Origin of the sequence: Streptomyces sp. 891-h (genome assembly GCF_022760275.1) — a bacterium.
Lineage (GTDB): Bacteria > Actinomycetota > Actinomycetes > Streptomycetales > Streptomycetaceae > Streptomyces > Streptomyces spirodelae.
The window spans coordinates 3853418-3879100 of record NZ_CP050693.1 but is presented as its reverse complement, the minus strand read 5'-3'; the positions used below and the strand labels follow the sequence as shown (position 1 = coordinate 3879100).

The following is a 25683-nucleotide window of genomic DNA, read 5'->3' as shown; positions in this document are numbered from 1 at the left end:
GGTTGTGCGGGTCGGCGGTCACAACCACGACCACGGTCCCAGTCACGGTCACGGTCACTGGCCGAGCTGCGCTGATATCCGGCTGAGCTGCTCCAGCCGCTTCTCCAGCTTCGGGTGCGAGGAGAACAGCGAGGCGAGGCTCTCGCCCGAGAAGGCGGGCACGAAGAAGAAGGCGTTGTACGGCTCTGCCTTGCGCAGGTCCCTGGTGGGGATGCGGGCCATATCGCCGCTGATCTTCGTGAGGGCCGAGGCGAGGGAGGAGGGGCGGCCGGTCAGCAGGGCGCCGGCGCGGTCGGCCGACAGCTCGCGGTAGCGGGACAGCAGCCGGGTCAGCAGGAAGCTGAGTATGTACACCACCGCGCTGACCAGCGGGATCAGCAGCAGGAGCAGCCCCACGCCGTTGTTGTCGCGGCCCGCGCTGCGGCTGATGCCGCCCCACAGGGCAACCCGGGTCATGATCCCCGCCAGTACGCCGAGGAACGAGGCGATCGTCATGACGGCGACGTCACGGTGCGCGACGTGCGACAGCTCGTGCGAGAGCACCCCTTCGAGTTCCTCCCGCTCCAGGCGGCGCATCAGCCCGGTGGTCGCGCACACGAGCGCGTTCTTCTGGTTACGGCCCGTGGCGAACGCGTTGGGCACATCGCTGTCGGCGATGGCCACTCGCGGCTTGGGCATATCGGCGAGGGCGCACAGCCGGTCGACCGCGCCGTGCAGCTCCGGTGCCTGCTGCGGGGTGACCTCGTGGGCGCCCATGCTGAAGGCGGCGATCTTGTCGCTGAACCAGAACTGGGCGATGAACAGCCCGCCCGCGATCACCAGCACGATGGGCCAGGCGTTACCGAGCAACGCCACCAGGACGCCGACGAGGACGACGTAGAGCAGGCCGATCAGGAACATGGTGGTGACCATCCGTGTGGTCAGCCCACGGTCTGCGACGTAGCGCGAGTGACGAGCCATGACGGCCGCTCCTTCCCGGGGCGCGGAAGCTGTGGCGCTGGGGACGCCGGAAGCGCTGTGGCACTTATGGGGCGCTCTCTTCGATTGTGCCTGTTTGGCGGGTGAGAGGACGATAAGAGCGCTCTGCCCGCTATCAGCCCTCTTCGGGCCCAGGCCCGCGCCTCTCCCGCGCCCCTCCCGCGCCCCTCTCGTGCGCTCTCGTGCCCCCTCACCTCGAGGTGCGCTCTCATCTCTCTCTCATATGTGCGGAGCTTCGCACGCATGTTCAGGCATATGCGGGAAGATAGTGCACGTGACTCACCCGACTCGCACGTCCGCAGACCTGGCCTCCCCGTCCCTGAGCAGCCGCCCGTCCCTGGGCGGCCGCCCCTCCCTGAGCAGCCGCCCCTCCCCCGGCAGGCGCACCGCGCCCCGCCTGATCGCCACCGATCTGGACGGCACCCTGCTGCGGAACGACAAGACGGTCTCCGACCGCACCATCGCGGCCCTCGCAGCCGCGGAGGCCGCGGGGATCGACGTCTTCTTCGTCACCGGCCGCCCCGCCCGCTGGATGGACGTCGTCAGTGAGCACGTACACGGTCACGGCCTCGCCATCTGCGCCAACGGTGCCGCCGTCGTCGACCTGCACGCCGGCCGCCGGGTCATCCGCGTCCGGGAGCTGGCACGGCCGGACGCGCTCGCCGTCGCCCGGGCCCTGCGCGCCGCGGCACCCGGTGTCAGCTTCGCCGTCGAACGCACCGGGGGCATCCACTACGAGCCCGGCTACCCCTCGTTTCCGCAGGACCCCGGCGCCTCGTACGCGCCAGTGGAGGAACTGCTGGCCGACGGCCCCGAGGGCCACCACGCCGAGCCCGTCGTCAAGCTCCTCGCGCACCACCCGACGGAAGACCCCGACGCGTTCCTCACCCTCGGCCGCAAGGCCGCCGGCTCCCACGCGGAGTTCACCCGCTCCAGCCCCAGCGCCCTGCTGGAGATCTCGGGCCGCGGCGTCAGCAAGGCCAGCACCCTCGCCCTCGCCTGCGAGGAGCGCGGCATCGCCCCGGACGAGGTCGTCGCCTTCGGCGACATGCCCAACGACCTGGCCATGCTGACCTGGGCAGGCACCTCCTACGCCATGGCCAACGCCCACCCCGAAGTGCTCCTCAGCACCACCCACACCACGGCCTCCAACGAGGACGACGGCGTGGCCACCATCATCGAGAGCTTCCTGTGACGGCCTGACTCCCTCCGTAGAGGTCGGTCAGCAGGGCGGCCGCCGCGTGGGTGGCGGGGTGGGGGTCGTGGGGCTGCCAGATGAGGTGGACGGGGACGGGGGCGGCGTCGCGCAGGGGGCGGTAGGTGATGCCGACGCGGCGGTACTGGTTGGTGGTGGCCTCGGGCGTGATGCCCACGCAGCGGCCGCCGGCGATGGCGGCGAGCCAGTCGTCGACGTCGCGGATGTACTCGGTGGCGGGCCGGAGCTCCGCGGGCCACAGGTCGAGGGTGGTGGTGCCGGTGCGCCGGTCCACCACGACGGTCCGCTCCCGCACCTCGTCGAGGCGGACGCTGCGGCGCCTGGCCCAGGGGTCGTCGGAGGCCAGGGCGACATAGCGGCGCTCGTGGCCGAGGAGTGCGTGGGCGTAGCGCTGCCGGTCGAACGGGGTACGGACGATGGCCAGGTCGCACGCACCCTCGGCCAGGCCGCCGGTGGGGCTGTTGTGGCGGATCAGGTGCAGCTCCACCTCGGGGTGCCGCTCCGCCCAGCGGCGCTGGAACTCGGTGGTGTGGCGGCCCAGCGAGGCCCAGGCGTGGCCGAGGCGGAGCCGGGTGTGACCGGTGGTGGCCGCGCGGACGAGGTTGTCGGCCTCCGCGAGGAGCTGCCGGGCGCGGACCAGGACCTCCACACCAGCGGTGGTGGGGGAGACGGTCCGGCTGGTGCGGTACAGCAGGCGTACGCCGAGCAGTTGCTCCAGCGACCGTAGTGTGCGGCTGACGGACGCCTGGGAGACGCCGAGTTCGAACGCCGCGTCGGTGAAGCCGCCGGTGTCGACGATCGCCACCAGGCAGCGCAGCTGGCGCAGCTCCAGCTCCGGTTGGCTATCCATACGCACAGCGTATCGATCGCGCCGCGCATGCATTTTGCGTATGCACCGGTGCGGTGGACAGTGCGGACATGGCACCGTCCCCCGCACCCTCGCCCGCGCGCGCCGGCGCCGGCCGCGCTCCCGCACCCTCACCCGCACTCGCACACTCACCCGCACCCGCACCCGCACCCGCCCGCCGGAGCCGGTGGTCGGGCCTGGGGTTGATGCTGGCCAGCAGCGTGTCCAACCAGTCGGGCGCGGCCATCGCCTCGGTCGCCTTCCCGGCGATCGGCCCGGTGGGGGTCGTCGCGGTACGCCAGTGGGTGGCCGCCGTACTGCTGCTCGCCGCGGGCCGCCCACGGCTGAGGTCGTTCACCGCGGCGCAGTGGCGGCCGGTGCTCGGGCTGGCCGTGGTGTTCGCGGCCATGAACCTGTCGCTGTACTCGGCGATCGACCGGATCGGGCTCGGCCTCGCGGTGACGCTGGAGTTCCTGGGCCCGCTGACCGTGGCGCTGGCCGGGTCGCGGCGCCGTCTGCACCTGGGGTGCGCGGTGGCGGCTGCCGCGGCGGTCGTCGTCCTGGTACGGCCCGAACCGAGCACCGACTACCTCGGCATCGCCCTCGCGCTGCTCGCTGCGGTCTGCTGGGGCTGCTACATCCTGCTCAACCGCACGGTGGGCGAGCGGCTGCCCGGCGCGCAGGGCTCGGCGGCCGCCGCGCTGGTCTCCGGGGCGCTGTACCTGCCGATCGGTGTCGCCGTACTGCTGCACCACCGGCCCACCCTCACCGCCGCGGGCTGCGCCCTGGCCGCCGGGGTGCTGTCCTCCGCCGTGCCGTTCCTGTCCGATCTGCTGGCGCTGCGCCGCGTCCCCGCGCAGTTCTTCGGGGTCTTCATGAGCGTGAACCCGGTGGCTGCGGCGCTGATCGGGCTGCTCGCACTCGACCAGCACCTCCCGGCCGTCTCCTGGCTGGCCGTCCTCGTCATCGTCGCCGCCAACACCGTCGCCGTGAGCACCGAGGCCCACCCCCGCGGACACCGCCCGCGGACGGTGGAGAAACACGGTGGACCGACACGGCACCGTGGACGATAGTCCTCTGCATGTCTTCCGCTGTGCGCCACCTCACGTTCGACTGCCACGACCCCTACCGCCTCGGCCAGTTCTGGGCGGCCGTACTGGACGGGGCCCTCTCCGACGACGATTACCCGGGTGATCCGGAGGCCCTGGTCGAGGCCCCGGGCTCGGCGCTGCTGTTCATCCACGTCCCCGAGGCCAAGAGCGTCAAGAACCGGGTGCATCTGGACCTCCAGCCGCAGGACCGCACCCGGGACGAGGAAGTGGAACGGGTGCTGGCGCTGGGCGCCACCCTCGTCGCCGATCACCGGACGGCGGACGGCAGGGGGTGGGTGACGCTCGCCGACCCGGAGGGCAACGAGTTCTGCGTCGAGCGCAGCGCGGCGGAGAGGGGCCCGGCCGCCGGGTAGCGCCTCAGCCGACGGGCAGCGGCGAGGCACCCGCTGCGCCCACGGCCCCCGCTGCCCGCGCTGAAGCCCCTGCCTCGCGTTCGCGGGCGAGCATGGCGGCGAAGGGGCCGTCGGCATCGGTCAGTTGGGCGTACGTGCCGCGTTCGACGACGCGGCCGGCGTCCAGGAGGATGATGTCGTCCACGGCTTCGAGGCCCTGGAGGCGGTGGGTGATCAGTACCGTCGTACGGCCCTCGGTGGCGGCCAGCAGGTCGGCGGTCAGCGCGTCCGCCGTCGGCAGGTCCAGGTGTTCCGCTGGCTCGTCCAGGACGAGGACGGGGAAGTCCGCGAGGAGGGCGCGGGCCAGCGCGAGGCGTTGCCGCTGGCCGCCGGAGAGCTGGGCGCCGTGCTCGCCGACCATGGTGTCCAGGCCGTCCGGGAGTGTGGCCACCCAGTCGTCCAGGCGGGCGGCGGCGAGCGCCGTGCGCAGTTGGGGCTCGGTCGCGGACGGCCTGGCCAGCCGCAGGTTCTCCCGCAGCGAGCTGTCGAACAGGTGGGCGTCCTGGGCGCAGAGGCCGACCTGCCGCCGTACGGTGTCGGGCGCCGCGTCGAACGCGGAGACGGCGGGGGCCGCACCGAAGGTGTAGGTGCCCGCCACCGGATCCACGAAGCGGAGCAGTGCGCCCGCGAGGGTCGTCTTGCCGGAGCCAGAGGCGCCCACGACGGCGACCCGGCGGCCCGGCGTCAGATCCAGATCGAAGCCGGCGAGGGCGGGGGGCGCCGCGGCCGGGGCGTCCGGATAGCGGACGGTCAGTTCGCGGACGCGGAGGGGGAACGGGTCGGCGGGGAGCGGATCGGGGTGCTCCGGCTCCTCGACCGGCGCGGGCGCGTCCAGCACCTCGTACACCCGCTCGGCCGAGCGCCGCACCCGCTGCCGGAACTGCACGGCCTGCGGTAGCGGCGTCACCACCTCGAATGTGGCCAGTGGGGTGAGGACGACCGTGGCCAGCAGGAGACCGTCGAGTGCGCCGTCCGTGGTGGCGCGCGCGCCCGCCCACGCCGCTGCCGTCACCGTCAGACCGGCCGCCAGGGTGCTCAGCCCGGACGCCAGCGCGGTACGGGAAGCGGAGCGCGCCGCGATCCTGGTCAGCTCCGTGTCCGCCGCCGTCGCCTCGGCGCGGCGGGCCGCGAGCGCGCCGGTGACCGGGAGCTCCCCGGACGCGGTGCCGGTGAGCAGGTCCACCGTACGGACCGCCAGCCGGGCCCGCGCGGGGGCCAGTCGGCGCTCCGTACGGCGGGAGAGCGCCGCCGTGAGCGCGGGCACCGCGATGCCGGCAACCGCCAGGCCGACCGCGAGGGCCGCGCCGGCGGCGGGCAGCAGCCAGGCGGTGAAGGCCACCGCCGCCACGCCGACCGTTCCGGCGACGGTCACCGGGAGCAGCCAGCGCAGGAAGTAGTCCTGGAGCGCGTCCACATCGGCGACCAGGCGGGTGAGCAGATCGCCGCGGGCCTTGTCCTTCAGACCCGCCGGGGCCAGGCGCTCCAAGCGCCGGTAGACGGTGACGCGGAGTTGCGCGAGGACGCGGAGGGCCGCGTCGTGCGAGACGAGGCGCTCCGCGTAGCGGAAGACGGCGCGTCCGATGCCGAACGCGCGGGTCGCGGTGACCGCGACCATGAGGTAGAGGATCGGGGGCTGTTGGGCGGCGCGTGATATCAGCCAGCCGGAGGTTGCCATCAGACCCACTGCGCCGGCCAGCGCGAGGGTGCCCAGGGCGAGGGCGAGCGCGAATTTGCGGCCCAGGCCGTTTGCGGTGTCCCGTACGCGGGTGAGGGGGCTCCGTGCGGGGCCGGCGCCCCCGGGCGGTGAGGGGTGCGGGCCGGTAGGCGTCTGCGGGCCGCCTTGGCCCTCCCCCGGCCTCCGGCCGGGGGGACCCCCACTGCCGCCCCTGGCGGCAGATTGCCCCAAGGCTGCTGAGACAGTCGGCGTCCCCGGTACCTGGGTCAGCTCCACCACCCGGTCCGCCGCTCCCAGCAGCGCGGGCCTGTGGGTCACCAGAATGACCGTCTTACCCCTCGTCAGCCGCCGGACGGCGGCCAGCACGGCGGCCTCCGTCGCTCCGTCCAGCGCGGCCGTCGGCTCGTCCAGCAGCACCAGGGGGCGGTCGGCGAGGAAGGCGCGGGCCAGGGCGACGCGGCGGCGCTGTCCCGCGGAGAGACCGGCGCCTGACTCCCCCAGTTCCTGCGCCGGGTCGAGATCCGGCGCCCCGGCGTCGGCGAGCGCCCGTGCGACGGCTGCCTCATCGGCGTCGGCCCGTGCCAGGCGGACGTTTTCCGCGATCGTCCCCGCGAAGAGGTACGGGTGCTGGGGCACCCAGGCGATCTGCTGGTGCCAGGCGGCGAGGTCCAGCGCGTCGAGCGGGGCCCCTCCCACCAGGACCCGCCCCTCCGTCACCGGGGTGAAGCCCAGCAGGACGGACAGCAGCGTGGACTTGCCGCCGCCGGAGGGTCCGGTGAGGGCGACCGTCTCACCGGGGCGCAGGGTCAGATCCGTCGGCCGCAGGGAGTAGCCGGACCGTCCCGGGTGCCGGACGGCGGCGCCGTTGAGCGTCACGGTGGCGTCCCGTGCGTCCACCCGGGCCGAGCCGTGCGCCGGGAGGGGCCGCTCCAGCACGTCGAAGACGGACTCGGCGGCGGCCAGCCCTTCGGCGGCGGCGTGGTAGTGGGTGCCCACCTGGCGCAGCGGCAGATAGGCCTCGGGGGCGAGGATCAGCACCATCAGCCCGGTGTGCAGGTCCAGCTCTCCGTGCACCAGGCGGGTTCCGATGCTGACCGCGACGATGGCCACGGAGATGGTGGCCAGCAGCTCCAGCGCGAACGACGAGAGGAAGGCCAGCCGCAGGGTGCGCAGGGTGGCGCGGCGGTAGTCGGCGGTGATGGCGCGGATGTTGTCGGCCTGTGCCTTGGCGCGGCCGAAGACCTTGAGCGTCGGCAGTCCGGCGACGACGTCGAGGAAGTGGCCGGACAGCCGGGCCAGCAGCTTCCACTGCCGGTCCATCCGGGACTGGGTGGCCCAGCCGATGAGCGCCATGAACACCGGGATCAGCGGCAGGGTGACGACGATGATGGCTGCCGATACCCAGTCGGCGGTGACGATACGGGCCAGTACGGCGACGGGCACCACGACGGCGAGGCCGAGCTGGGGCAGATAGCGGGCGAAGTAGTCGTCGAGCGCGTCGACGCCCCGGGTGGCGAGGGTGGTCAGCTCGCCGGTGCGCTGGGTGGTGAGGAAGCCGGGGCCCAGCGCGGTGGCCCGCTCCAGCAGCCGCCGCCGCAGCTGGGACTTGACGGCGGCGCCCGAGCGGTGTGCGGCCAGTTCGGTCAGCCAGGAGACCAGGCCCCTGGCGACGGAGACGGCGGCGAGCAGGAGCAGCGCGCCCTGCTCGAACCGGCCGTGCCGGTAGGCGCCGACGACCACGTCCGTGAGCAGCACGGCCTGGGCGACGACGAGTCCGGCTCCGGCCAGCCCGAGGGCCACCGCGGCGACGAGGAAGACGCGGGTGGCACGGGCGTACCGCGCGAGCCGCGGGTCGACAGGTTTCATCGGACCGCCCCGGACTCAGTGCCCGCCCGAGGGGGCGAGGTGCTGGGTGCCGATGCGCTTGCGGAACACCCAGTACGTCCAGCCCTGGTAGAGCAGGACGACGGGGGTGGCGACGGCAGCGCACCAGGTCATGATCTTCAGCGTGTAGGGGGTGGAGGCCGCGTTGGTGACGGTCAGGCTCCACTCCTCGTTCAGCGTCGAGGGCATGACGTCGGGGAAGAGGGAGAGGAAGAGCATCGCCACGGCCGCCACGATCGCCAGTCCGGAGAAGGTGAACGACCAGCCCTCGCGGCCCGCGAGGTTGGTGCCGAGCGCTGCGGCGAGTGCCACGGCGGCCACCACGACCGCCACCAGCGAGGCGCCGTCGCCCCGGTCGGCCTGTGTCCACAGCAGGAAGCCCAGCGCGAGCACGGCCGCGCCCGCACCGGTCCTCGTCGCCAGCCGCCGCGCCCGGGTGCGGATGTCGCCGACGGTCTTGAGCGCGGTGAAGACGGCCCCGTGGAAGGTGAACAGACCCAGCGTGACCAGCCCGCCCAGCAGCGCGTACGGGTTGAGCAGATCGGTCAGGTTGCCGACGTACTCCATGTCCGCGTCGATCCGCACGCCGCGCACGATGTTGGCGAAGGCCACGCCCCACAGGAACGCGGTGAGCAGCGACGTGAAGAAGATCGCGTGCTCCCAGTTGCGCTGCCAGTGCTCCTCCTGGCGCTTGGCGCGGTACTCGAAGGCGACGCCGCGCACGATCAGGCACAGCAAGATGACCAGCAGCGGCAGGTAGAAGCCGGAGAAGAGGGTGGCGTACCACTCGGGGAACGCGGCGAAGGTGGCGCCGCCCGCGCTGAGCAGCCACACCTCGTTGCCGTCCCAGACGGGCCCGATGGTGTTGATCAGCACCCGCCGCTCGGCCCGGTCGCGGGCGAGCAGCTTGGTGAGGATGCCGACGCCGAAGTCGAAGCCCTCCAGGAAGAAGTAGCCGATCCACAGGACGGCGATGACGACGAACCAGACGTCATGAAGTTGCATTGCTCAGCGCCCCTGTCTGTCAGTGCGTTCAGCTCGGGTCGGCACGGGTCAGTACGAGAAGGCCATCGGCCGGTCTTCGGCTTCGGCGTCGGTGCCCGTGGGGTCGCCGCCGATCCGGGTGGGCGGGTTGAGATCGGCCTCGGTCAGCTCGGGCGGGCCGGCCTTGACGTACTTGACCAGGAGCTTCACCTCGATCACCGCGAGCAGCGCGTAGAGCGAGGTGAAGGCGATCAGCGAGGTGAGGACCTCGCCCTGCGAGACGCTGGGCGAGACGGCGGCGGAGGTGGGCAGCACGCCGTAGACCACCCAGGGCTGACGGCCGGTCTCGGTGAAGATCCAGCCCCAGGCGTTGGCGATCAGCGGGAAGCCGAGGGTGAGCACGGACAGCCGCCAGTACCAGGTGCCCAGCCGGGGGTTCAGCTCGCGGTTCCTGGTGAGGGCCAGCCGGGGCACCTCGTCCTCGTCGGTGCGCAGCCGTTCGGCCAGCCAGAACCTGCGCCGGGTGAGGTAGAGGCCGGCGGTGCCGAGCGCGAGCGAGGCCATCCCGAAGCCGATCATCCAGCGGAAGGACCAGTAGGCGACGGGGATGTTGGGCCGGTAGTCGTCCAGGCCCGTGCTGTCCTTGAACTTCTCCTTCAGCTGCGCGTTGGTGTCGTTGATGCCGGGGACGGCCTCGTGGAAGTTGTCGTGCGCGAGGAAGGAGAGCAGGCCGGGGATCTCGATGGCCACCTTGTTGTGGCCCTTCTCGACGTCTCCGTAGGCGAAGACGGAGAAGGGGGCGGGGGCCTGGGTCTCCCACAGCGCCTCGGCCGAGGCCATCTTCATCGGCTGCTGCTCGTACATGATCTTGCCGAGCCGGTCGCCGCTGACGGCGGTGAGCAGTCCGGCGGCCACCAGGGTGACCAGCCCGAGCCGCAGCGAGCTGCGCATCACGGCGATGTGCTTCTTGCGCAGCAGGTGGTAGGCGGAGATGCCGACCATGAACGCGGCGCCGGTGAGGAAGGCCGCTGTCATGGTGTGGAAGAACTGCGCCAGCGCGGTGTTCTGGAACAGGATGCCGAAGAAATCGGTCATCTCGGCGCGGCCCGTCTCCTCGTTGAGGCGGTAGCCGACCGGGTGCTGCATCCAGGAGTTCGCGGCCAGGATGAAGTACGCGGAGGCGATGGTGCCGAGGGCGACCAGCCAGATCGTCGCCAGGTGCAGCTTCTTCGGCAGCTTGTCGCGGCCGAAGATCCACAGCCCGATGAACGTCGACTCCATGAAGAAGGCGATCAGCGCCTCGAAGGCGAGCGGTGCGCCGAATATGTCGCCGACGAAGCGGGAGTAGGCCGACCAGTTCATCCCGAACTGGAACTCCTGCACGATGCCGGTGACCACGCCCATGGCGATGTTGATCAGGAAGAGCTTGCCCCAGAAGCGGGTCGCCTTGAGGTACTTCTCCTTGTTGGTGCGCACCCACGCCGTCTGGAGCACGGCGGTCAGGGTGGCCAGCGAGATCGTGAGGGGGACGAAGAGGAAGTGGTAGACGGTCGTGATGCCGAACTGCCAGCGCGCCAGTGTCTCCGGCGCCAACGCAAGATCCGTCACGTCGCTTACTCCTTCACACACCAGCGCGAGACTTCGTGAATGCGTTCACATTCACAAGACCTAGCGTACGACGCCGCCATTTCGGACATGCGAGCGGGGGTCCCTTCAAGCCAGGGCGGGCGCCCGCACGATCCGGCACGCCCGCCCTCGGCCCCGACGGCCTACAGCTCTTTCCTGAAGGCGGCCGCGACCTGGAGAAAGATGTCGTTGGCCGCGGTCTCCCCCACGGTGACCCGTACACCCTCACCCGGGAACGGGCGGACCGTCACCCCGGCGGCCTCGGCCTTCTCCGCGAACGCGGCCGTACGCTCCCCCAGCCGCAGCCAGACGAAGTTGGCCTGCGACTCCGGCACCGTCCAGCCCTGTCCCCGCAGCTCCGCGAGGACACGTGTGCGTTCTTTCACAAGCGCCTCGACCCGCTCCAGCAGCGCATCCTCGCTGCGCAGCGAGGCGATGGCGGCCTCCTGTGCGAGCTGGCTCACACCGAAGGGCACCGCCGTCTTCCGGAGCGCGGCGGCCACCGGCTCGTGCGCCACCGCGAAGCCCACCCGCAGCCCGGCCAGGCCGTACGCCTTGGAGAACGTCCGCAGCACACATACGTTCGGCCGGTCCCGGTACAGCTCGAGACCGTCGACCACCCGCTCGTCCCGGACGAACTCGCGGTAGGCCTCGTCCAGCACCACCAGCACATCGCCGGGCACCCGGTCCAGGAACCGCTCCAGGTCGGCGCCGGGGATGGCGGCGCCCGTGGGATTGTTGGGGTTGCAGACGAAGATGAGGCGGGTGCGCTCGGTGATCGCGTCCGCCATCGCGTCCAGATCGTGCGCCTCCTGCTCCGCGCCCCCGGTCAGCGGGACCCGCACCGAGGCGGCACCGGAGATCTGGGTGATGATCGGGTAGGCCTCGAAGGAGCGCCAGGCGTAGATCACCTCGTCGCCGGGGCCCGCCGTCGCCTGGAGGAGCTGCTGGGCCACGCCGACCGAACCGGTGCCGGTCGCCAGATGCGGGACGGGCACCCCGAACCGTTCGGCCAGCTCCGCGTACAGCCCCGTACAGGCCATGTCGGGATAGCGGTTGAAGGACTCCGCCGCCGACGTCACCGACTCCAGCACTCCGGGCAGCGGAGGGTAGGGGTTCTCGTTCGAGGACAGCTTGTAGGAGACGGGGCCCGAGGCGGCTGCCGGACGCCCCGGCTTGTAGCTGGGGATGCCCTCCAGCGCCTCCCGCAGCCGGGGCCCGTCCGCCCGCCGCTCGCTCGTGTCACTCACCGCTGCTCCTCCTCCGTCGTCACCTCGGGACCGCGCACCGGTCTCACGCTGGCTTCTGCGCGCCAATGCTCTTCACCTTATGAGGATTCACCCGTGCGGCGTAGCTCCCGCACCACCCCGACAATCCGGGGCTCCCTCCGTGCACGCCCCCTGGCGCGCTCCCGTGCGCGCGCCTGCGTGCGCCGTTCCGCTCCGCGCGCTGGTGGCGGGCGCTGTGGCGCGCATCGCTCGTGAAGGTGAGTTGCGCCCGGCCCGCCACCTCGCCCCGGCACTGCCGCAGACGGCCCCCGCGACCGGGTACGCGCCCGGCAGACCCGCTCCGAGCTGGGGTTTCCATGGTCGCCGGCGCGAGCGACCGGTGCAGAACCGTGCCTGCACACAGCGCTCGAACAGCACCCTCGCTCGTCATGCTCCGGGCCTACGATCGGCTCGCCATGACAGCAGCAGAGAAGCATCAGGCGGCTCGGACATCTGCCTCCGTCCCCCCGCCCGTGGCCGGAAGGTGCCCCCCGCCCCGCGGCGGAGCCCGGCTGAACGGGCGGGCGGGCATCAGAGATGTCGCCGCCGCAGCCGGTGTCTCCATCACGACTGTCTCCGACGCCCTCAACGGAAAGGGCCGTCTCCCGGACGCGACGCGCAGCCACGTCCGAGAGGTCGCCGAGCGGCTGGGCTACCGCCCCTCGGCCGCCGCCCGCACGCTGCGCACGGGAAAATCGGGGCTGATCGGCCTCACGGTGACGACGTACGGCGAAGAACCGTTCACCTTCACGGAGTTCGCCTACTTCGCCGAGATGGCCGCGGCCGCCACCTCGGCCGCACTCGCCCGCGGCTATGCGCTGGTCATCCTGCCTGCGCCGGCCCGGAGCGGGCCCGCGGGCGGCGGCGGCCCCGACGTGTGGTCCAACGTGGCGCTCGACGGCACCGTCGTCGTCGACCCCTCGGCGCAGGACCCGATCGTCAGCGAACTCCTCCGCTCCGGACTGCCGGTCGTCTCCGACGGCCGCCCCAGCGAATCGCTGCCGGTGGCGGCCTGGGTGGACAACGACCACGAAGCAGCCGTCCGCGGCATCCTCGACCACCTCGCCGAGTCCGGTGCCCGCCGTATCGGACTGCTGACCGGCACCAGCACCGACACCTACACCCGGCTGTCGACCACCGCGTATCTGGACTGGTGCGAACGCGTGGGCCAGGAGCCGGTCTTCGAGCGCTATCCGGCGCACGATCCGTGCGCGGGCGCCGTCGCCGCCGACCGGCTGCTGGCCAGACCCGACCGCCCGGACGCGGTGTACGGGCTCTTCGACCCCAACGGCACCGACCTGCTGGCCGCCGCGCGCCGGTACGGGCTGCGGGTGCCGGAGGATCTGCTGCTGGTGTGCTGCAGCGAGTCCCCCGCCTACGCCACGACCGCTCCCCCCATCACCACGCTCTCGCTGAAACCCGGACGGATCGGCAACGCCGTCGTCCAGCTGCTGATCGACGCCATCGAAGGGCTCGCCCCGGCCCGGCCGGTCCAGCGGGTGATGCCGACCGAGCTGATCGTGCGCACATCATCCCGGCGCGGCAGCGCGCGGACGACGGTGAGCGCTCCCCGCGCCCCCACGAGCGAGTGAGTGGCGTGGCCCGCACGCCCCCGAGCACGAATTCCGTAGGGTACGACAGCGGAGAATTCAGGAGGAATTCCCTCCGGCGCGTGCCACCTCGTCAAATGCGCGACCCCAGGTGCGTCACAAGCCGCGACCTGCGTTCCTATGATTGGGGGCACTCCCGGCCGAAGGCCGGGTGAGGACGACACCGGGACCGGCTCCCGACCTGGGGCGGCACCCCGGCCGAAAGACCAGCGACTGGGGCCCCATGGAAGGGGGAGGTCCTGCGGTGCACGGCGGCGGCGCGATGGTGGAGGGGTCGATGACTCAGGGGGCCGGTCAGGGACCCGACGTATGGCACGGCGGGACGACGACGCACGGCGCGGGAACCGCCCCGGCGTTGTCAGCGGCGGCACAGGACGCCGCGGTGGCGGCCGGGCCGCGCGCGGTGGCCGGGCCCTCCGACCCGCGCTCGGCCCCACCGGCGGTGGCACCGGGGGTACCTGGCCCCGTCCGCGCCGATCCACGCACCCCGCTCGGCGCCCCCACCGGACGCGCCGCGGCGCCGGAGACGCCCGTACGGGAAGCGCCCGCACCGCAGGCGCCCGTACGGGAAGCACCCGTACCGCACGCGTCCGCCCCGCAGGCGCCCGTACGGAGCGAGTCCGTGCCGGATGAGCCCGTGCCGAATGAGCCCGCGCCCGCTGGGCCGGGCGAGGATTACACGCCCACGGCGCGGGATCTGCCCGTGGTCGGGGCCATGGCCGCCGCCAAGAGTGACGGGCCGGAGCCGACGATGGTGGACGTGCCGGTGCCCGCGGGGTCGGCCAACGACGGTGAGGGGCCGCTCTACGTCGTCGGGGACGTGCACGGCTACCTCGACGAACTGCGCACCGCACTGCGCCAGTTCGGGATCATCGACGCGGAGGGCCACTGGATCGCGGGCAACGCGCGGCTGTGGTTCCTGGGCGACTTCACCGACCGGGGACCGGACGGCATCGGCGTCATCGAGCTGGTCATGCAGCTGTCCGCCGAGGCCGCGGCCGCCGGCGGCTACTGCAAGGCGCTGATGGGCAACCACGAACTGCTGCTGCTGGGCGCCAAGCGGTTCGGGGACACACCGGTCAACTCCGGTGCGGGCACGGCTTCGTTCCAGGCTGCCTGGCTGCTCAACGGCGGCCAGCGCACCGACATGGAACGGCTGGCCGACCACCATGTGCAGTGGATGTCCCGGCTGGACGCCATCGCGCTGGCCGACAACCACCTGCTGGTGCACTCGGACGCCACCTGCTACCTGGACTACGGCGACACGATCGAGGACGTCAACGACGCGATCACCGAAGCCCTCCAGCGCAACGACGCCGAGGAGACCTGGGACCTGTTCCGCAAGTTCACCAAGCGCTTCGCCTTCCGGGAGGAGACCGCGGGGCCCGCCGCCGTCCGCGAGCTGCTGGACGCCTTCGGCGGCAAGCGGATCGTGCACGGGCACAGCCCGATCCCGTATCTGCTCGGCGAGGTCGACAGCGAGGACGGCGAGAGCGCGCCCGACGTCACCGGTCCGCACGTGTACGCCGACGGGCTGGCCGTCGCCATGGACGGCGGCGTCACCATGGCCGGAAAACTCCTCATCGCGCGGCTCCCGCTGGTGCAGTGACCCCGCTCCGGGGGCGTGGGGTCCCCATGGGCGGGGCGCGCGGAGTGCGGTTCCACACCGCTTCTGATTCGCGCGCTGATAACAGGGCAGGTGTTCTTCCAGAGGTGATCGGCCGGGGGGCATCGCTGTAGCGGGTCAATTCTGGAAACTCCCTGTCACGCGGCGCCGGAACAGCTCTACCATCGGCTTGCCGAAACGAGTTGTCCGCTGACCTGCCCCGCCCTCGACCGGCCGCCTGGGCCCTACGGAGCATCGGGGGATGCACATGAACAGCGCTCCGCACCTGCTGCGCGAAGACCGGCCCGAGTTCGAGCGGGTCCTCGACGAGGCACTGCGAACCGCCCACCGCCGCCCCGACCTGGCGGCGATCGGGCAACGGCTGAACGCCGAGCAGTTGCGCACGATGGCGCTCAGCGCCGCGACCGCGATAGCCGCCTGCGCCGAGGCCGAGTACCAGCAGTTCGTACGGCTGCGGGAAGAGCTGCGCCGCCCGGAGAACGCGCCTTCCGTCTCCGGCGCCCCGGGCCGGGGCGGCTCCGCGCACGAGAACGGCGCCGCCGAGGTGCGCGGCCCCGGCCAGGGCGGCGGCGGCAGTGTGAGCGAGAAGCTGGTCGGCGCGATGGGCGGCGAGTCCCTCGCGGAGGCGTCCGGCGCCGGGCTGGTGGCGATGGTCTCGGTGCTGGCCCCCGTGCTGGCCGCCACGGCCGCCGTCATCTTCCTGCTGCTGGGGTACGCGCTGCGGCTGCTCTCGCCCGAGCCCGCCGTCGCGGGGCCGATCCGCAGCGCCGGCTGGGTGTTCGCGGCGTTCGCGGCGGCCGGAATCCTGGTGGCCATGGCTGGGCTGCTGCTGATGGCGCTGCGCAACGGCGGCAGTTCGATCCGAGATCCGGGCGGAGAGCGGCAGGGCACAGATCCGGGCGGCAGCCGCCTCGCGGAGGAGGTGGCGCTGGCCCGCGCCGCCTGGCGCGAGGCGCTGCTGGAGCGGGGGGTGGTGCCGTTCCTGCGGGAGGCGCTGGCTGATCCGAACGGGCCTGAGCAGGCCCCGACGGCGTACGTACCGCAGTCGCCGGGCAGTCGGCTGGGCTACTCGCACCCGGGGTTCTCCAGCCGTCCCTCGTCCGAGACGGGGGAAGAGACGTCCTCCCGTCCCCGGTTCTCCAGCCCCGACTACTCCAGCCCGGAGTACGGCGGCCCGGAGACCCCCACGGCCTGACGCCGAAGAGGTCCTGACGGGCCTGACGCCGAAGAGCCCTGCCGCCTCAGCCCGCCGCCTCGTCCAGGGCGCGGCGGATGTCCCGCACCAGGTCCCTGCTGTCCTCGACACCCACCGACAGCCGGATGAAACCGTCCGGTACCGCGTCGCCGCCCCAGCGGCCCCGGCGCTCGGCCGTCGAGCGGACCCCGCCGAAGCTGGTCGCGTCGCTCACCAGCCTCAGCCGGGCCAGGAACCGGTTGGCGTACGCCTCGTCGGGGAGGGTGAAGGAGACGACGCAGCCGTAGCGGCTCATCTGCCGGGCCGCCAGCGGATGTGCGGGGTCGTCGGACAGCCCCGGGTGGCGCACGTCGCTCACCTCGGGGCGCGCGGCCAGCGCCTCGGCGACCGCGAGCGCGTTGCCCGCCTGGCGCTGGGTGCGCACATCCAGCGTCGCCAGCGAACGGTGCGCGAGCCAGGCCTCCATCGGCCCCGGAATCGCACCGACTGTTTTGCGCCAGCCGCGTACCGCCGCCGCGACCTGTGCGTCGCGGGTGGCGACATAGCCGAGCAGCACATCGCCGTGCCCGGTCAGCGCCTTGGTGCCGCTGGCCACCGCGATGTCGGCGCCCAGCAGGAGGGGGCGCTGCCCGAGCGGGGTGGCCAGGGTGTTGTCCACCGCCACCAGCGCGCCCCGCTCGTGCGCCGCGTCGGCCAGCTTGCGGATGTCGCACACGTCCAGCCCTGGGTTGGAGGGCGTCTCCAGCCACAGCAGGCTCGCCCCGTCCAGTTCGGCGAGTTGCGCGTCGCCGCCGGTGGGGGCGGTGCGCACCTGGACGCCGAAACCCTCCAGCCGTTCGTGGAGGGCGGCCAGCAGGTTGTAGCCGTCCGAGGGGAGCACCACCGTCTGACCGGGCCGGACCTGCGAGAGCAGTACGGCGGAGATGGCGCCCATCCCGGAGGAGAAGGCGACCGCCTCAGCGTCCGGGTCGCCCGGCGCCTCCAGGTCCGCGATCGCCTGCTCCAGCCGGGTCCAGGTGGGGTTGGCGTCCCGCCCGTACGCGTACGGTGCTCCCTCCACCTCGCCGGGCAGGTGGTAGTGCGCGGCGAAGACGGGGCCGGGCAGCGGCGGCTCGTACGGCTCCTCGGCAGGCAGTCCGGCCCGCACCACCCGGGTGCTGTCGGCGTCGTTGGCCGGCCCGTAGTCGAGCCGTGGCCCGGTGAGCGGCGGATCTTCCGGTGCGGTCATGCGTACCTCCTTGCCGGGTCCTCAGGAACAAGCGAGCGCCGCAGCCCACCACGTTCGCCCTCGCGCGAGAGCGCCCCGCCTCACGCGAGAGCGCCCCGCGCGGCGGCGCCGCTCTGGGCACCGTAACCGCCGCCGAAGAGCACGGCGTGTACCAGCAGGTGCTGGAGTTGGTGCAGCGGTACCCGCGACTGGCGCCCCGGCAGCGGCCGTACCTCTTCGTACGCGGCGAGGATGCGCGGCAGCTCGGGGCAGCCGAACAGCTGGAGCATCGCCAGATCGGTCTCGGGGTGGCCACCTTGGGCGGCCGGGTCGATCAGTACGGCCCGGCCGTCCGCCGCCCAGTGCACATTGCCCGACCACAGGTCGCCGTGGATGACGACGGGCGGCTGCGGGGGTCCCGCCACGGCCTCGTCGTCGAGCCGTTCGCACAGGCGCTCGACGTCCCGTGCGTCCCGCGGCCCGATATGGGCGCTGTCCACCGCGGCGCGCAGCAGCGGCAGCAGCCGGTGCTCGGCGTGGAAGCGCGGCCAGGCCCCCGGTTCCGTCACCGGTTCGGGAGGAGACGTCAGCGGCAGCGGACCCAGGTAGCAGGGCTCGCCAGGGGTTCCCCAGGACGGCGCCGGGGACTCGTGGAGCGCGGCCAGCTGCCGGCCGAACCGCTCTGCCGCCGACCGGTCCGGCGCCCCCGGCTCCATCCACTCCAGTACGAGCACGTCCCGCTCGACGGCGTACACCTCGGGCACCTGGACGGCGCCGGTGGCGCGCAGCCGCGCGAGCCCGGCGGCCTCGGCGGCGAAGAAGTCGGCGGGCGCGGCTTCCAGCGACTTGGCGAAGACGGTCTCGAACGGTCCTCCGTCCTGCTCGCCGCCGAGACCGCCGGAGACCCGGTAGGCGTCACAGATCGAGCCGCCACCGACCGGAGCGGCATGTGCGACGGCGTACCCCAGCAGCCCGGCGACGCGCTGCTCCAGGCTCCGGCTCCCGGGCGGCGCCGGGCCCATCAGCCCGCCTCCCGGGCCTCGATCGCCGCGCCGACCTCCGACAGCAGCCCCGGAACGGCGGCCTCCACCATCGCCAGGCACTCGGCGAAGCCGCGCGAGCCGCCGTAGTAGGGGTCGGGCACGCTCAGCTCGTCCGGGTCGGCTTCGGGGTCGTAGGAGCGCAGCAGCCGCACCTTCGCGGCCTCAACGGTGCTGCGCGCCATGGACCGCAGTTCGGCAGCGTGGCCCTCGTCGAGCGCGACGACGAGATCGTGCTGGCCGAACCAGTCCGGCTCGAACAGCCGCGCGGTGTGGCTGAGCGGGTAGCCGGCGGTGTCCAGTACGGCTGCCGTCCGGGGATCGGCGTCCTCACCCAGGTGCCAGCTGCCGGTGCCCGCGCTGCTGACCCCGACAAGACCGTCCAGGCCCGCATCCCGCACCTGCGCACGGAAGACGGCCTCGGCCATGGGCGAGCGGCAGATGTTGCCCGTACAGACGAAACACACCCGGTACATACGCCGTCAGTCCCGGTCCCGGTCGAGCACCAGGTGCAGGGCCCAGGCGACGATGGAGATGATCAGGCCGCCGAGGAACGCCGTGCCGAACCCGTCCACGTGGAAGCTGACATCCAGCTTGTCGGCGACCCACGAGGTCAGCATCAGCATCAGGGCGTTGATGACCAGCGTGAACAGCCCGAGCGTGAGCACCAGCAGCGGCAGCGAGAGCAGCTTCACGATCGGCTTGACCACCACGTTGACGACGCCGAAGATCAGGGCGACGACAAGCAGCGTCAGCGCCTTCTCGCCCTCCGATCCACCGGTCAGCTCGATATCGCTGAGCAGCCAGGTCGCCACGGCGAGGGCTGCCGCGTTGGCCAGCGTCTTGATGAGGAAGTTCATACACCGATCGTGGCAGAACAGCAGCCGGGTCAGGGAGAGGGGACAGCGGTGAAGGCATTCCGCCTGGAGGAGCTGGAGGCGGAGCGCGCTGTGAACGACGGCGCGTATCTGCGGTTCCTGCACGAGCGCAACATGTCGGCCGGTCTCTACGCGCTGGACGCGGGCGCCGTCGACCGACAGCAGCCGCACGCCCAGGACGAGGTGTACTTCGTCGTCAGCGGACGCGGATCGATCACCGTGGGCGACGAGACGACCCATGTGGCGCGGGGCAGCGTCGTCTACGTCCCGGCCGGGGTGGCGCACAAGTTCCACCACATCTCCGAGGACCTGCGCGTCCTGGTGGTCTTCTCACCGCCGGAGGGCTGAGGAGCCGCTCCCCGCGGCCCCCGGCCCCCGGCCCCCGGCCCCCCGCGACGGCTCCTCACTTCAGGGTCCCCTCAGGGTCGGATTCAGGGGAGGGTTGGGGCTGTGACCGCCCCGTCGCCTTGCGGCCCGCCCTAGCATCGAGGGCAGAGGGCACAAGGCCTTCGAGAACTCTCAGAGACGGAGCACACAGTCATGGACGCGAAAGGCACCCTCTCCGGCCTGCCGTGGTGGGTCACATGGATCGTCATACCGGTGATCGCCCTTGTGGTGTTCGGCGGCCTGATCGCCAGCGTGGTCGGCTTCCTCATCGGCCTGCTGTTCAAGGTGCTGATCTTTGTCGCCCTGGTCGGCGGAGTCGTCTACCTCGTCCGCCGCTTCAAGGCCGGCGCCTCCAGCCGCAGTGACTGGTGAGTCCCTCACTTCGGTTTGCGGCGGCGGCCGCGGCCGCCGCTGACCGCGGGGCGGCGAGCCGCCGCCGGGACACCCGGCGAGGGAGCCGGAATGCTCGGCCGAGCATCCGAGGAGCGGCCGCCCCGGTCGGCGGAGACGACCAGCGCGGCCAGCAGGGTGGTCACCGGCACCGACGCCACCAGGCCGATGGAGCCGACGAGCGTACGGACGATCTCCTCGGCGACCACCTCGCTCGTGGCGACCATCGTCACATCGCTGCGGGCTATGGAGAACAGCAGGAGCAACGGCAGGGCTGCACCCGCGTAGGCCAGCACCAAGGTGTTGACGACCGACGCGATGTGGTCGCGCCCGATCCGCATGGCGGAGCGGTAGATCCGGCGCCAGCTCGCCCCCGGATCGGCCTCCCTGAGCTCCCAGACGGCTGAGGTCTGGGTGACCGTCACATCGTCCAGCACACCGAGCGAGCCGATCAGCACCCCGGCCAGCAGCAGTCCTCTGATCTCGATGCCGGGGTAGAGCCCGTGCACCAGGCTGGTCTGGTCGTCGGTGTTGCCCGTCAGCCGGGCCCAGCCGATGAACAGCGAGCCCAGCAGCCCGATCAGCAGCAGCGACACCAGCGTGCCCAGCACCGCGACCGAGGTCCTGGCCGACAGGCCGTGGCACAGATACAGCGTGGTCAGCATGATGGCGCTGCCTCCGACCACCGCGACCACCAGCGGGTTGGAGCCCTGCAGTATGGCCGGGAGGATGAACAGCGTCAGTACGGCGAAGCTGATGACGAGACCGGCCAGCGCCAGCACCCCGCGCAGCCGTCCGACCGCCACCACCACCAGCGCGAAGATGCCCGCGAGCAGCAGCATCGGCACGTCACGGTCGGCGTCGACGACGCTGTACTGGAGATTGCGCGGCGCCTTCTCCGCGTAGCCGACGACCACGCCCTGACCGACGGAGTAGGTGCGGGTGGCGTCGGGCGGCACCACCTCGGTGAAGGTGTGCCCCTTGTCCTTGCCCTCGGTGACCTCGATCTTCGCCTTGTGACACGGGCCGTGTGAGCCCCCCTGCCCGGTCCCGCCCGGGGTCTGGGCAGCGCCGCCCGAGGAGGCGGGCGGCTGCTGGACATTGACCTTGTCGCAGTCGACCTCGGTCAGCCCGACGACCTTCGCGGCGAATGTCGGCCGGTCGAAGCCGACCCCCGAGCGGTCGTGCTTGTGGTCCGGCGCGCCTCCCGGCCACAGCACCACCAGGCCCGTCAGCACCGCGGCCGCGAACGGCACGAGCACCGCCGCGATGACCTTCCTCAGATGGCGGGAGACGGGCGCGGCGGGCCCGTGTGCGTGGGCGTGCGAGTGGCCGTGGGCGTGCGAGGGTTCGTGGGCATGCGAGTGGCCCTGGGCATGCGGGTTTCCGTGACCGGCGGTGTGGCCGGTGGCGGGGCCGCCAGGGGACGCGGGGTCGGCGGAGTCGGAATGGGTCACCGCCCGATCATCGCAAGAACGGCCATGCGGGGTGTTCAGTCCGGGCCGTGTGCCGTTAGCGTAGAGATGCCTTTGCACATCGCGGGAGCTCCGAGCACGGGGCTGAGAGGGCGCTGACCTCCGTGGAAGGGACCACGGAAACGGCTGCGCCGACCGCCGAACCTGTTACCGGGTAATGCCGGCGTAGGGAGTGGGTCTCATGACCACGCAGGATGCACACGCGCGCGCCGAGAACGCGATCGGCTCGCACAAGGGATATCTGCAGGGGCCGCGCCCCGACATCCGGGTGCCGGTCCGCCGCGTGCATCTCACCAACGGCACGGATGTGACGCTCTACGACACCTCCGGGCCGTACACCGACCCCAACATCGACACCGACGTGCGCCGCGGTCTGGCGCCGCTGCGCGAGAACTGGATCATCCAGAGGGGAGACACCGAGGAGTACGCGGGCCGGGAGCTGCGGCCCGAGGACGACGGCATCAAGCACACCAGCCCGCGCGGCGGGCTGCTCCGGAGCGGAGCGACTGATCTGGCCGGTCTGGACGCGGTCTTCCCCGGCCGCCCCCGCCAGCCGCGCCGGGGCCGCGGCGACAGCGCCGTCACCCAGCTCGCGTACGCGAAGCGGGGCGAGATCACCCCGGAGATGGAGTACGTCGCCCTCCGCGAGAACCTGACCCCCGAGTTCGTCCGGGACGAGATCGCCGCGGGCCGCGCCGTACTGCCCGCCAATGTGAACCACCCCGAGACCGAGCCGATGGTCATCGGGAAGAACTTCCTGGTGAAGGTGAACGCCAACATCGGCAACTCCGCCGTCACCTCCTCCATCGAGGAGGAGGTCGAGAAGATGACGTGGGCCACCCGCTGGGGAGCCGACACCGTCATGGACCTCTCGACAGGGCGCAACATCCACACCACCCGCGAGTGGGTGCTGCGCAACTCCCCCGTCCCCATCGGCACGGTGCCGCTGTACCAGGCGCTGGAGAAGGTGGACGGCAAGGCCGAGGAGCTGTCCTGGGAGGTGTACAAGGACACCGTCATCGAGCAGTGCGAGCAGGGTGTCGACTACATGACCGTGCACGCGGGCGTCCTCCTCCGCTACGTCCCGCTGACGGCCCGCCGCAAGACCGGCATCGTCTCGCGCGGCGGCTCGATCATGGCCGCGTGGTGCCTGGCGCACCACAAGGAGAGCTTCCTCTACGAGCACTTCAGCGAGCTGTGCGAGATCCTGCGCGCGTACGACGTGACGTTCTCGCTCGGCGACGGGCTGCGCCCCGGCTCGATCGCGGACGCCAACGACACCGCGCAGATGGCCGAGTTGGACACCCTCGGGGAACTCAATCGGATCGCCAAGGCACACGATGTGCAGACCATGATCGAAGGCCCGGGCCATGTGCCCATGCACAAGATCAAGGAGAACATCGACCGCCAGCAGGAAGTCTGCGACGAGGCCCCCTTCTACACCCTGGGCCCGCTGACCACGGACATCGCCCCCGCCTACGACCACATCACCAGCGGCATCGGCGCTGCGATGATCGGCTGGTGGGGCACGGCGATGCTCTGCTACGTCACCCCGAAGGAACATCTGGGCCTGCCGGACAAGGACGACGTCAAGACCGGCGTGATCACCTACAAGATCGCAGCCCACGCGGCGGATGTGGCCAAGGGCCACCCCGGAGCCCAGGACTGGGACGACGCACTCTCGGACGCCCGCTTCGAGTTCCGCTGGGAGGACCAGTTCAACCTGGCCCTCGACCCGGACACGGCCCGCTCGTTCCACGACGAGACGCTGCCGGCCGAACCTGCCAAGACCGCACACTTCTGCTCCATGTGCGGGCCGAAGTTCTGCTCGATGAAGATCAGCAGAAGCATCACAGAGCAGTTCGGCGGTGAGGAAGGCGCATCCGTCGAGGAGATCGAGGCGGGGATGCTGGAGAAGTCGAGGGAGTTCGCGGCAGCGGGTAACCGCGTCTACCTGCCCATCGCGGACTGATCCAGTCGCGTCACCAGGCAAGCGGCCTCGGCTCTCCCGGGGCCGCTTCGGCCGGTGAAGGCTGATCAGTTCCGCTGGCCTGCGGCACGTGGCCGGATGCTCTGGAGCAGCGTCCGACGACCCGAACTGGGCTCGCGGGCATGACTGACTTCCTTCAGGTGGCGACGGCAACGGAGACCCGCGAGCAGGCCACGAAACTTGCGGGGTCGGTGGTGACGGCCCAGCTCGCGGCCGGTGCGGACGCGGGCTGATGCGACTGCGGACGGCTCGGGCGTCGTCCGGCTGGCAGTCCCGGTGGAAGCTGCTCGGGAATTGGCCATGCTGGTGCGGATCGCGTCTGCCGGACTGCGGGAAGCAGGCTGAGGTCCCTACATCCCGCAAGCAATTTCGTGACGCTGGCTGCTGCTCGTGGTCACGCCGACGGCCGAGTGCGGGACTCCGGCTCGGGCTGGAACGGGAGCCGGCGCTGCTGAGATGCCTGTGGGCGCACTGGGGACGACGAAAGATCTGCGATCAGCAGGGCTCCTCATGCGCCCATGTCGCCTGTCAGCCCGGGGGCGGCTGCCGCCCGGACGGGACCGGCCGAAGGCCGCACGCCCGGCCGTAGCGGCTGAGCCGACCCCCAGGGCGCACTCGGAGCGCTCGCTGAGGACACCAAGTGGGCAGGTCGGCCATTACTCGGAGTGACACCCCCTTTAGGAGTTCGATCAGAGGGGCCTCACGACACCCAGGGACGTGGGACGCACGGTTGTCGCAGGTCGCTCATGGCTGCTGCTGCCTGGCGTCGTTGATGTCAAGCCTGGGTGTCAGGCCGAGGCTGGAGCCTCGGACATCGCCAAGTGGTAGAGTCCCGCTCTTCGCCAGGTTCCCCTGCGCGGAGTCCTCTCGGCAGGTCGTACCATGTCCGGTCCTCTTGACCCCGATCCGTACACAATGTGGCGGCACGCGCTGGCCGAGGCTGACCGGGTCTTCGCGTCACCTCCCGAGCTTGACCGCCCGGTGGACGGCTGCACTTACTGCACCCCGGAGTCGGAGCTGCACATTCTTGGTGGCGATCCCGCTGCCGTCCCAGACGATCTCCTCGGGCATTTCATGCGTGAGGTCGTCAGCCACTGGGAAGCGGACCAGTACCCCGTCCTATGGCGTCGTCTCATGCCGCGTGCGCTGCGCTACTGGGGGCCGGAGGGCCATGGCGCCGATCCGTCTGAAGAACTCGGTCATCTCGGCCGGCGCGGGGCCAAGTTCGTTGACTGGCCTGCGCCCGAACGTGCCGTTGTAGAGCAAGCCTTCCGAGCCCTGCTGGCGATCGCTCTGGTTGATGGCCGGTCGCCTTCGGATATTGCCGACCTTTTGGAAGGGATCGCCCATGCAACGGGTGATATGGGGCCGTGGCTGGAGCACATTGCTGGGCTTGCCGGCCCCGAGGCGGACGCCGGGCTCGTCCGCCTCGCCCTCGGCTGGGCGACCGACCTGCTCTGGGAGGAACTCCGGTTCACGTGGTGGTACGACGGCGACCCTCAGGTGATCGCCGCCTGGCTGCCCACCCAGCGAGCCCGCATCGCCACCTTTGCCACGCGGCATCCACGCTGCAAGACCGCGGCCGACGCGCTGATCGCGGTCGACCGACTCCAAGCCGGTGACCATAGCCCGTGGCTGTACCCGTACGGCATCAACGAGCTCCTCCGGCTGGCGCCATGAGCAGCATGAAGTGCCGTCGGTCAGCGCCGGTCGAGGTTGCCCGACACAGACGACATCAGCTACGCGTATGCCCTCTTTAGCCTCGATCTTGCGTGAGGGTCCGCCGACGGAGCCGGCGGGCCTTTTCGCTTTCTGGGGCTGGTGGTGGGCAGGCCGGTGGTCCGACTGTCGCGTCGGGTGTGCGCCGGGTTCCACTGTCCGGGGGTGGGTGGTGCTGTCGTT

At 71.7% G+C, this 25683-nt stretch carries 21 protein-coding genes and 1 riboswitch; of the genes, 10 read left to right on the top strand and 11 right to left on the bottom strand.

The window, feature by feature from the left end; genetic code table 11:
• Positions 1-54: 54 nt before the first annotated feature.
• Positions 55-960 carry a zinc metalloprotease HtpX gene (gene htpX / locus HC362_RS16895; protein WP_243084773.1) on the bottom strand — a complete coding sequence of 302 codons (906 nt, stop codon included), beginning with the start codon at positions 958-960 and terminating at the stop codon, positions 55-57.
• A gap of 355 nt (positions 961-1315) precedes the next feature.
• Between htpX and HC362_RS16890 the strand changes: the two genes are divergently transcribed.
• Positions 1316-2173, top strand: coding sequence for a Cof-type HAD-IIB family hydrolase (locus tag HC362_RS16890; RefSeq protein ID WP_243088644.1), 858 nt, complete (start codon positions 1316-1318; stop codon positions 2171-2173).
• Here the strand turns inward: HC362_RS16890 and HC362_RS16885 are convergent.
• A complete protein-coding gene (locus HC362_RS16885) occupies positions 2154-3044 on the bottom strand; it encodes a LysR family transcriptional regulator (RefSeq protein WP_243084772.1) in 891 nt (296 codons plus the stop codon). The genes HC362_RS16890 and HC362_RS16885 overlap by 20 nt on opposite strands.
• Before the next feature lie 203 nt (positions 3045-3247).
• Between HC362_RS16885 and HC362_RS16880 the strand changes: the two genes are divergently transcribed.
• Together HC362_RS16880 and HC362_RS16875 are read left to right on the top strand one after the other, a co-directional pair.
• A complete protein-coding gene (locus tag HC362_RS16880; protein ID WP_243088643.1) occupies positions 3248-4114 on the top strand; it encodes an EamA family transporter in 867 nt (288 codons plus the stop codon).
• An 8-nt stretch (positions 4115-4122) separates the two neighbouring features.
• The gene (locus HC362_RS16875; RefSeq protein ID WP_243084771.1) at positions 4123-4506 is read left to right on the top strand and encodes a VOC family protein; all 384 of its coding nucleotides are present in this window, start codon (positions 4123-4125) and stop codon (positions 4504-4506) included.
• 4 nt (positions 4507-4510) lie between these two features.
• On the opposite strand, the gene cydD is transcribed toward HC362_RS16875, so the two are convergent.
• The 4 genes from cydD to hisC form a co-directional block, all read right to left on the bottom strand.
• On the bottom strand, positions 4511-8086 hold the full coding sequence (gene cydD, locus HC362_RS16870; protein WP_243084770.1) for a thiol reductant ABC exporter subunit CydD: 3576 nt from the start codon (positions 8084-8086) through the stop codon (positions 4511-4513).
• A gap of 15 nt (positions 8087-8101) precedes the next feature.
• Complete coding sequence (gene cydB, locus HC362_RS16865) at positions 8102-9109, bottom strand: cytochrome d ubiquinol oxidase subunit II (RefSeq protein ID WP_209266111.1); 1008 nt, start codon at positions 9107-9109, stop codon at positions 8102-8104.
• A gap of 48 nt (positions 9110-9157) precedes the next feature.
• Positions 9158-10696, bottom strand: a complete 1539-nt coding sequence (locus HC362_RS16860) for a cytochrome ubiquinol oxidase subunit I (protein WP_243084769.1) — start codon at positions 10694-10696, stop codon at positions 9158-9160.
• 161 nt (positions 10697-10857) lie between these two features.
• Entirely contained in the window at positions 10858-11964 is a 1107-nt protein-coding gene (gene hisC / locus HC362_RS16855) for a histidinol-phosphate transaminase (protein ID WP_243084768.1), read from the bottom strand.
• 434 nt (positions 11965-12398) lie between these two features.
• Between hisC and HC362_RS16850 the strand changes: the two genes are divergently transcribed.
• The 3 genes from HC362_RS16850 to HC362_RS16840 all read left to right on the top strand — a co-directional run bounded on the left by HC362_RS16850 (position 12399) and on the right by HC362_RS16840 (position 16414).
• Positions 12399-13574 (top strand): LacI family DNA-binding transcriptional regulator, encoded by a 1176-nt coding sequence (locus HC362_RS16850; protein ID WP_243084767.1) that lies wholly within the window; start codon positions 12399-12401, stop codon positions 13572-13574.
• Positions 13575-13854: 280 nt separating this feature from the next.
• Positions 13855-15201: a metallophosphoesterase gene (locus tag HC362_RS16845; protein ID WP_243088642.1), complete on the top strand. Its 1347-nt coding sequence runs from the start codon at positions 13855-13857 to the stop codon at positions 15199-15201.
• Positions 15202-15460: 259 nt separating this feature from the next.
• On the top strand, positions 15461-16414 hold the full coding sequence (locus tag HC362_RS16840) for a hypothetical protein (RefSeq protein WP_243084766.1): 954 nt from the start codon (positions 15461-15463) through the stop codon (positions 16412-16414).
• A 46-nt stretch (positions 16415-16460) separates the two neighbouring features.
• On the opposite strand, the gene HC362_RS16835 is transcribed toward HC362_RS16840, so the two are convergent.
• The 4 genes from HC362_RS16835 to HC362_RS16820 all read right to left on the bottom strand — a co-directional run bounded on the left by HC362_RS16835 (position 16461) and on the right by HC362_RS16820 (position 19521).
• A complete protein-coding gene (locus tag HC362_RS16835; RefSeq protein WP_243084765.1) occupies positions 16461-17642 on the bottom strand; it encodes a cystathionine gamma-lyase in 1182 nt (393 codons plus the stop codon).
• Between the two features lie 80 nt (positions 17643-17722).
• Positions 17723-18643, bottom strand: coding sequence for a fructosamine kinase family protein (locus HC362_RS16830; protein ID WP_243084764.1), 921 nt, complete (start codon positions 18641-18643; stop codon positions 17723-17725).
• Positions 18643-19137, bottom strand: a complete 495-nt coding sequence (locus tag HC362_RS16825; RefSeq protein ID WP_243084763.1) for a low molecular weight protein-tyrosine-phosphatase — start codon at positions 19135-19137, stop codon at positions 18643-18645. Before HC362_RS16825 ends, HC362_RS16830 begins: the two co-directional genes overlap by 1 nt.
• A 6-nt stretch (positions 19138-19143) precedes the next feature.
• Positions 19144-19521 carry a phage holin family protein gene (locus tag HC362_RS16820; RefSeq protein ID WP_209266103.1) on the bottom strand — a complete coding sequence of 126 codons (378 nt, stop codon included), beginning with the start codon at positions 19519-19521 and terminating at the stop codon, positions 19144-19146.
• Between the two features lie 48 nt (positions 19522-19569).
• Between HC362_RS16820 and HC362_RS16815 the strand changes: the two genes are divergently transcribed.
• Together HC362_RS16815 and HC362_RS16810 are read left to right on the top strand one after the other, a co-directional pair.
• Positions 19570-19887: a cupin domain-containing protein gene (locus HC362_RS16815; protein ID WP_209266102.1), complete on the top strand. Its 318-nt coding sequence runs from the start codon at positions 19570-19572 to the stop codon at positions 19885-19887.
• Positions 19888-20079: 192 nt separating this feature from the next.
• Positions 20080-20298 carry a DUF5326 family protein gene (locus HC362_RS16810; protein ID WP_243084762.1) on the top strand — a complete coding sequence of 73 codons (219 nt, stop codon included), beginning with the start codon at positions 20080-20082 and terminating at the stop codon, positions 20296-20298.
• A gap of 5 nt (positions 20299-20303) precedes the next feature.
• On the opposite strand, the gene HC362_RS16805 is transcribed toward HC362_RS16810, so the two are convergent.
• Positions 20304-21773, bottom strand: a complete 1470-nt coding sequence (locus HC362_RS16805; RefSeq protein WP_243084761.1) for a YibE/F family protein — start codon at positions 21771-21773, stop codon at positions 20304-20306.
• A 71-nt stretch (positions 21774-21844) separates the two neighbouring features.
• A riboswitch (TPP riboswitch) is annotated at positions 21845-21980 on the top strand.
• Here HC362_RS16805 and thiC point away from each other — a divergent pair.
• Complete coding sequence (gene thiC, locus HC362_RS16800; protein WP_243084760.1) at positions 21973-23763, top strand: phosphomethylpyrimidine synthase ThiC; 1791 nt, start codon at positions 21973-21975, stop codon at positions 23761-23763. Its footprint overlaps the riboswitch before it by 8 nt.
• 900 nt (positions 23764-24663) lie before the next feature.
• Complete coding sequence (locus HC362_RS16795) at positions 24664-25461, top strand: hypothetical protein (RefSeq protein WP_243084759.1); 798 nt, start codon at positions 24664-24666, stop codon at positions 25459-25461.
• Positions 25462-25683 lie beyond the last annotated feature (222 nt).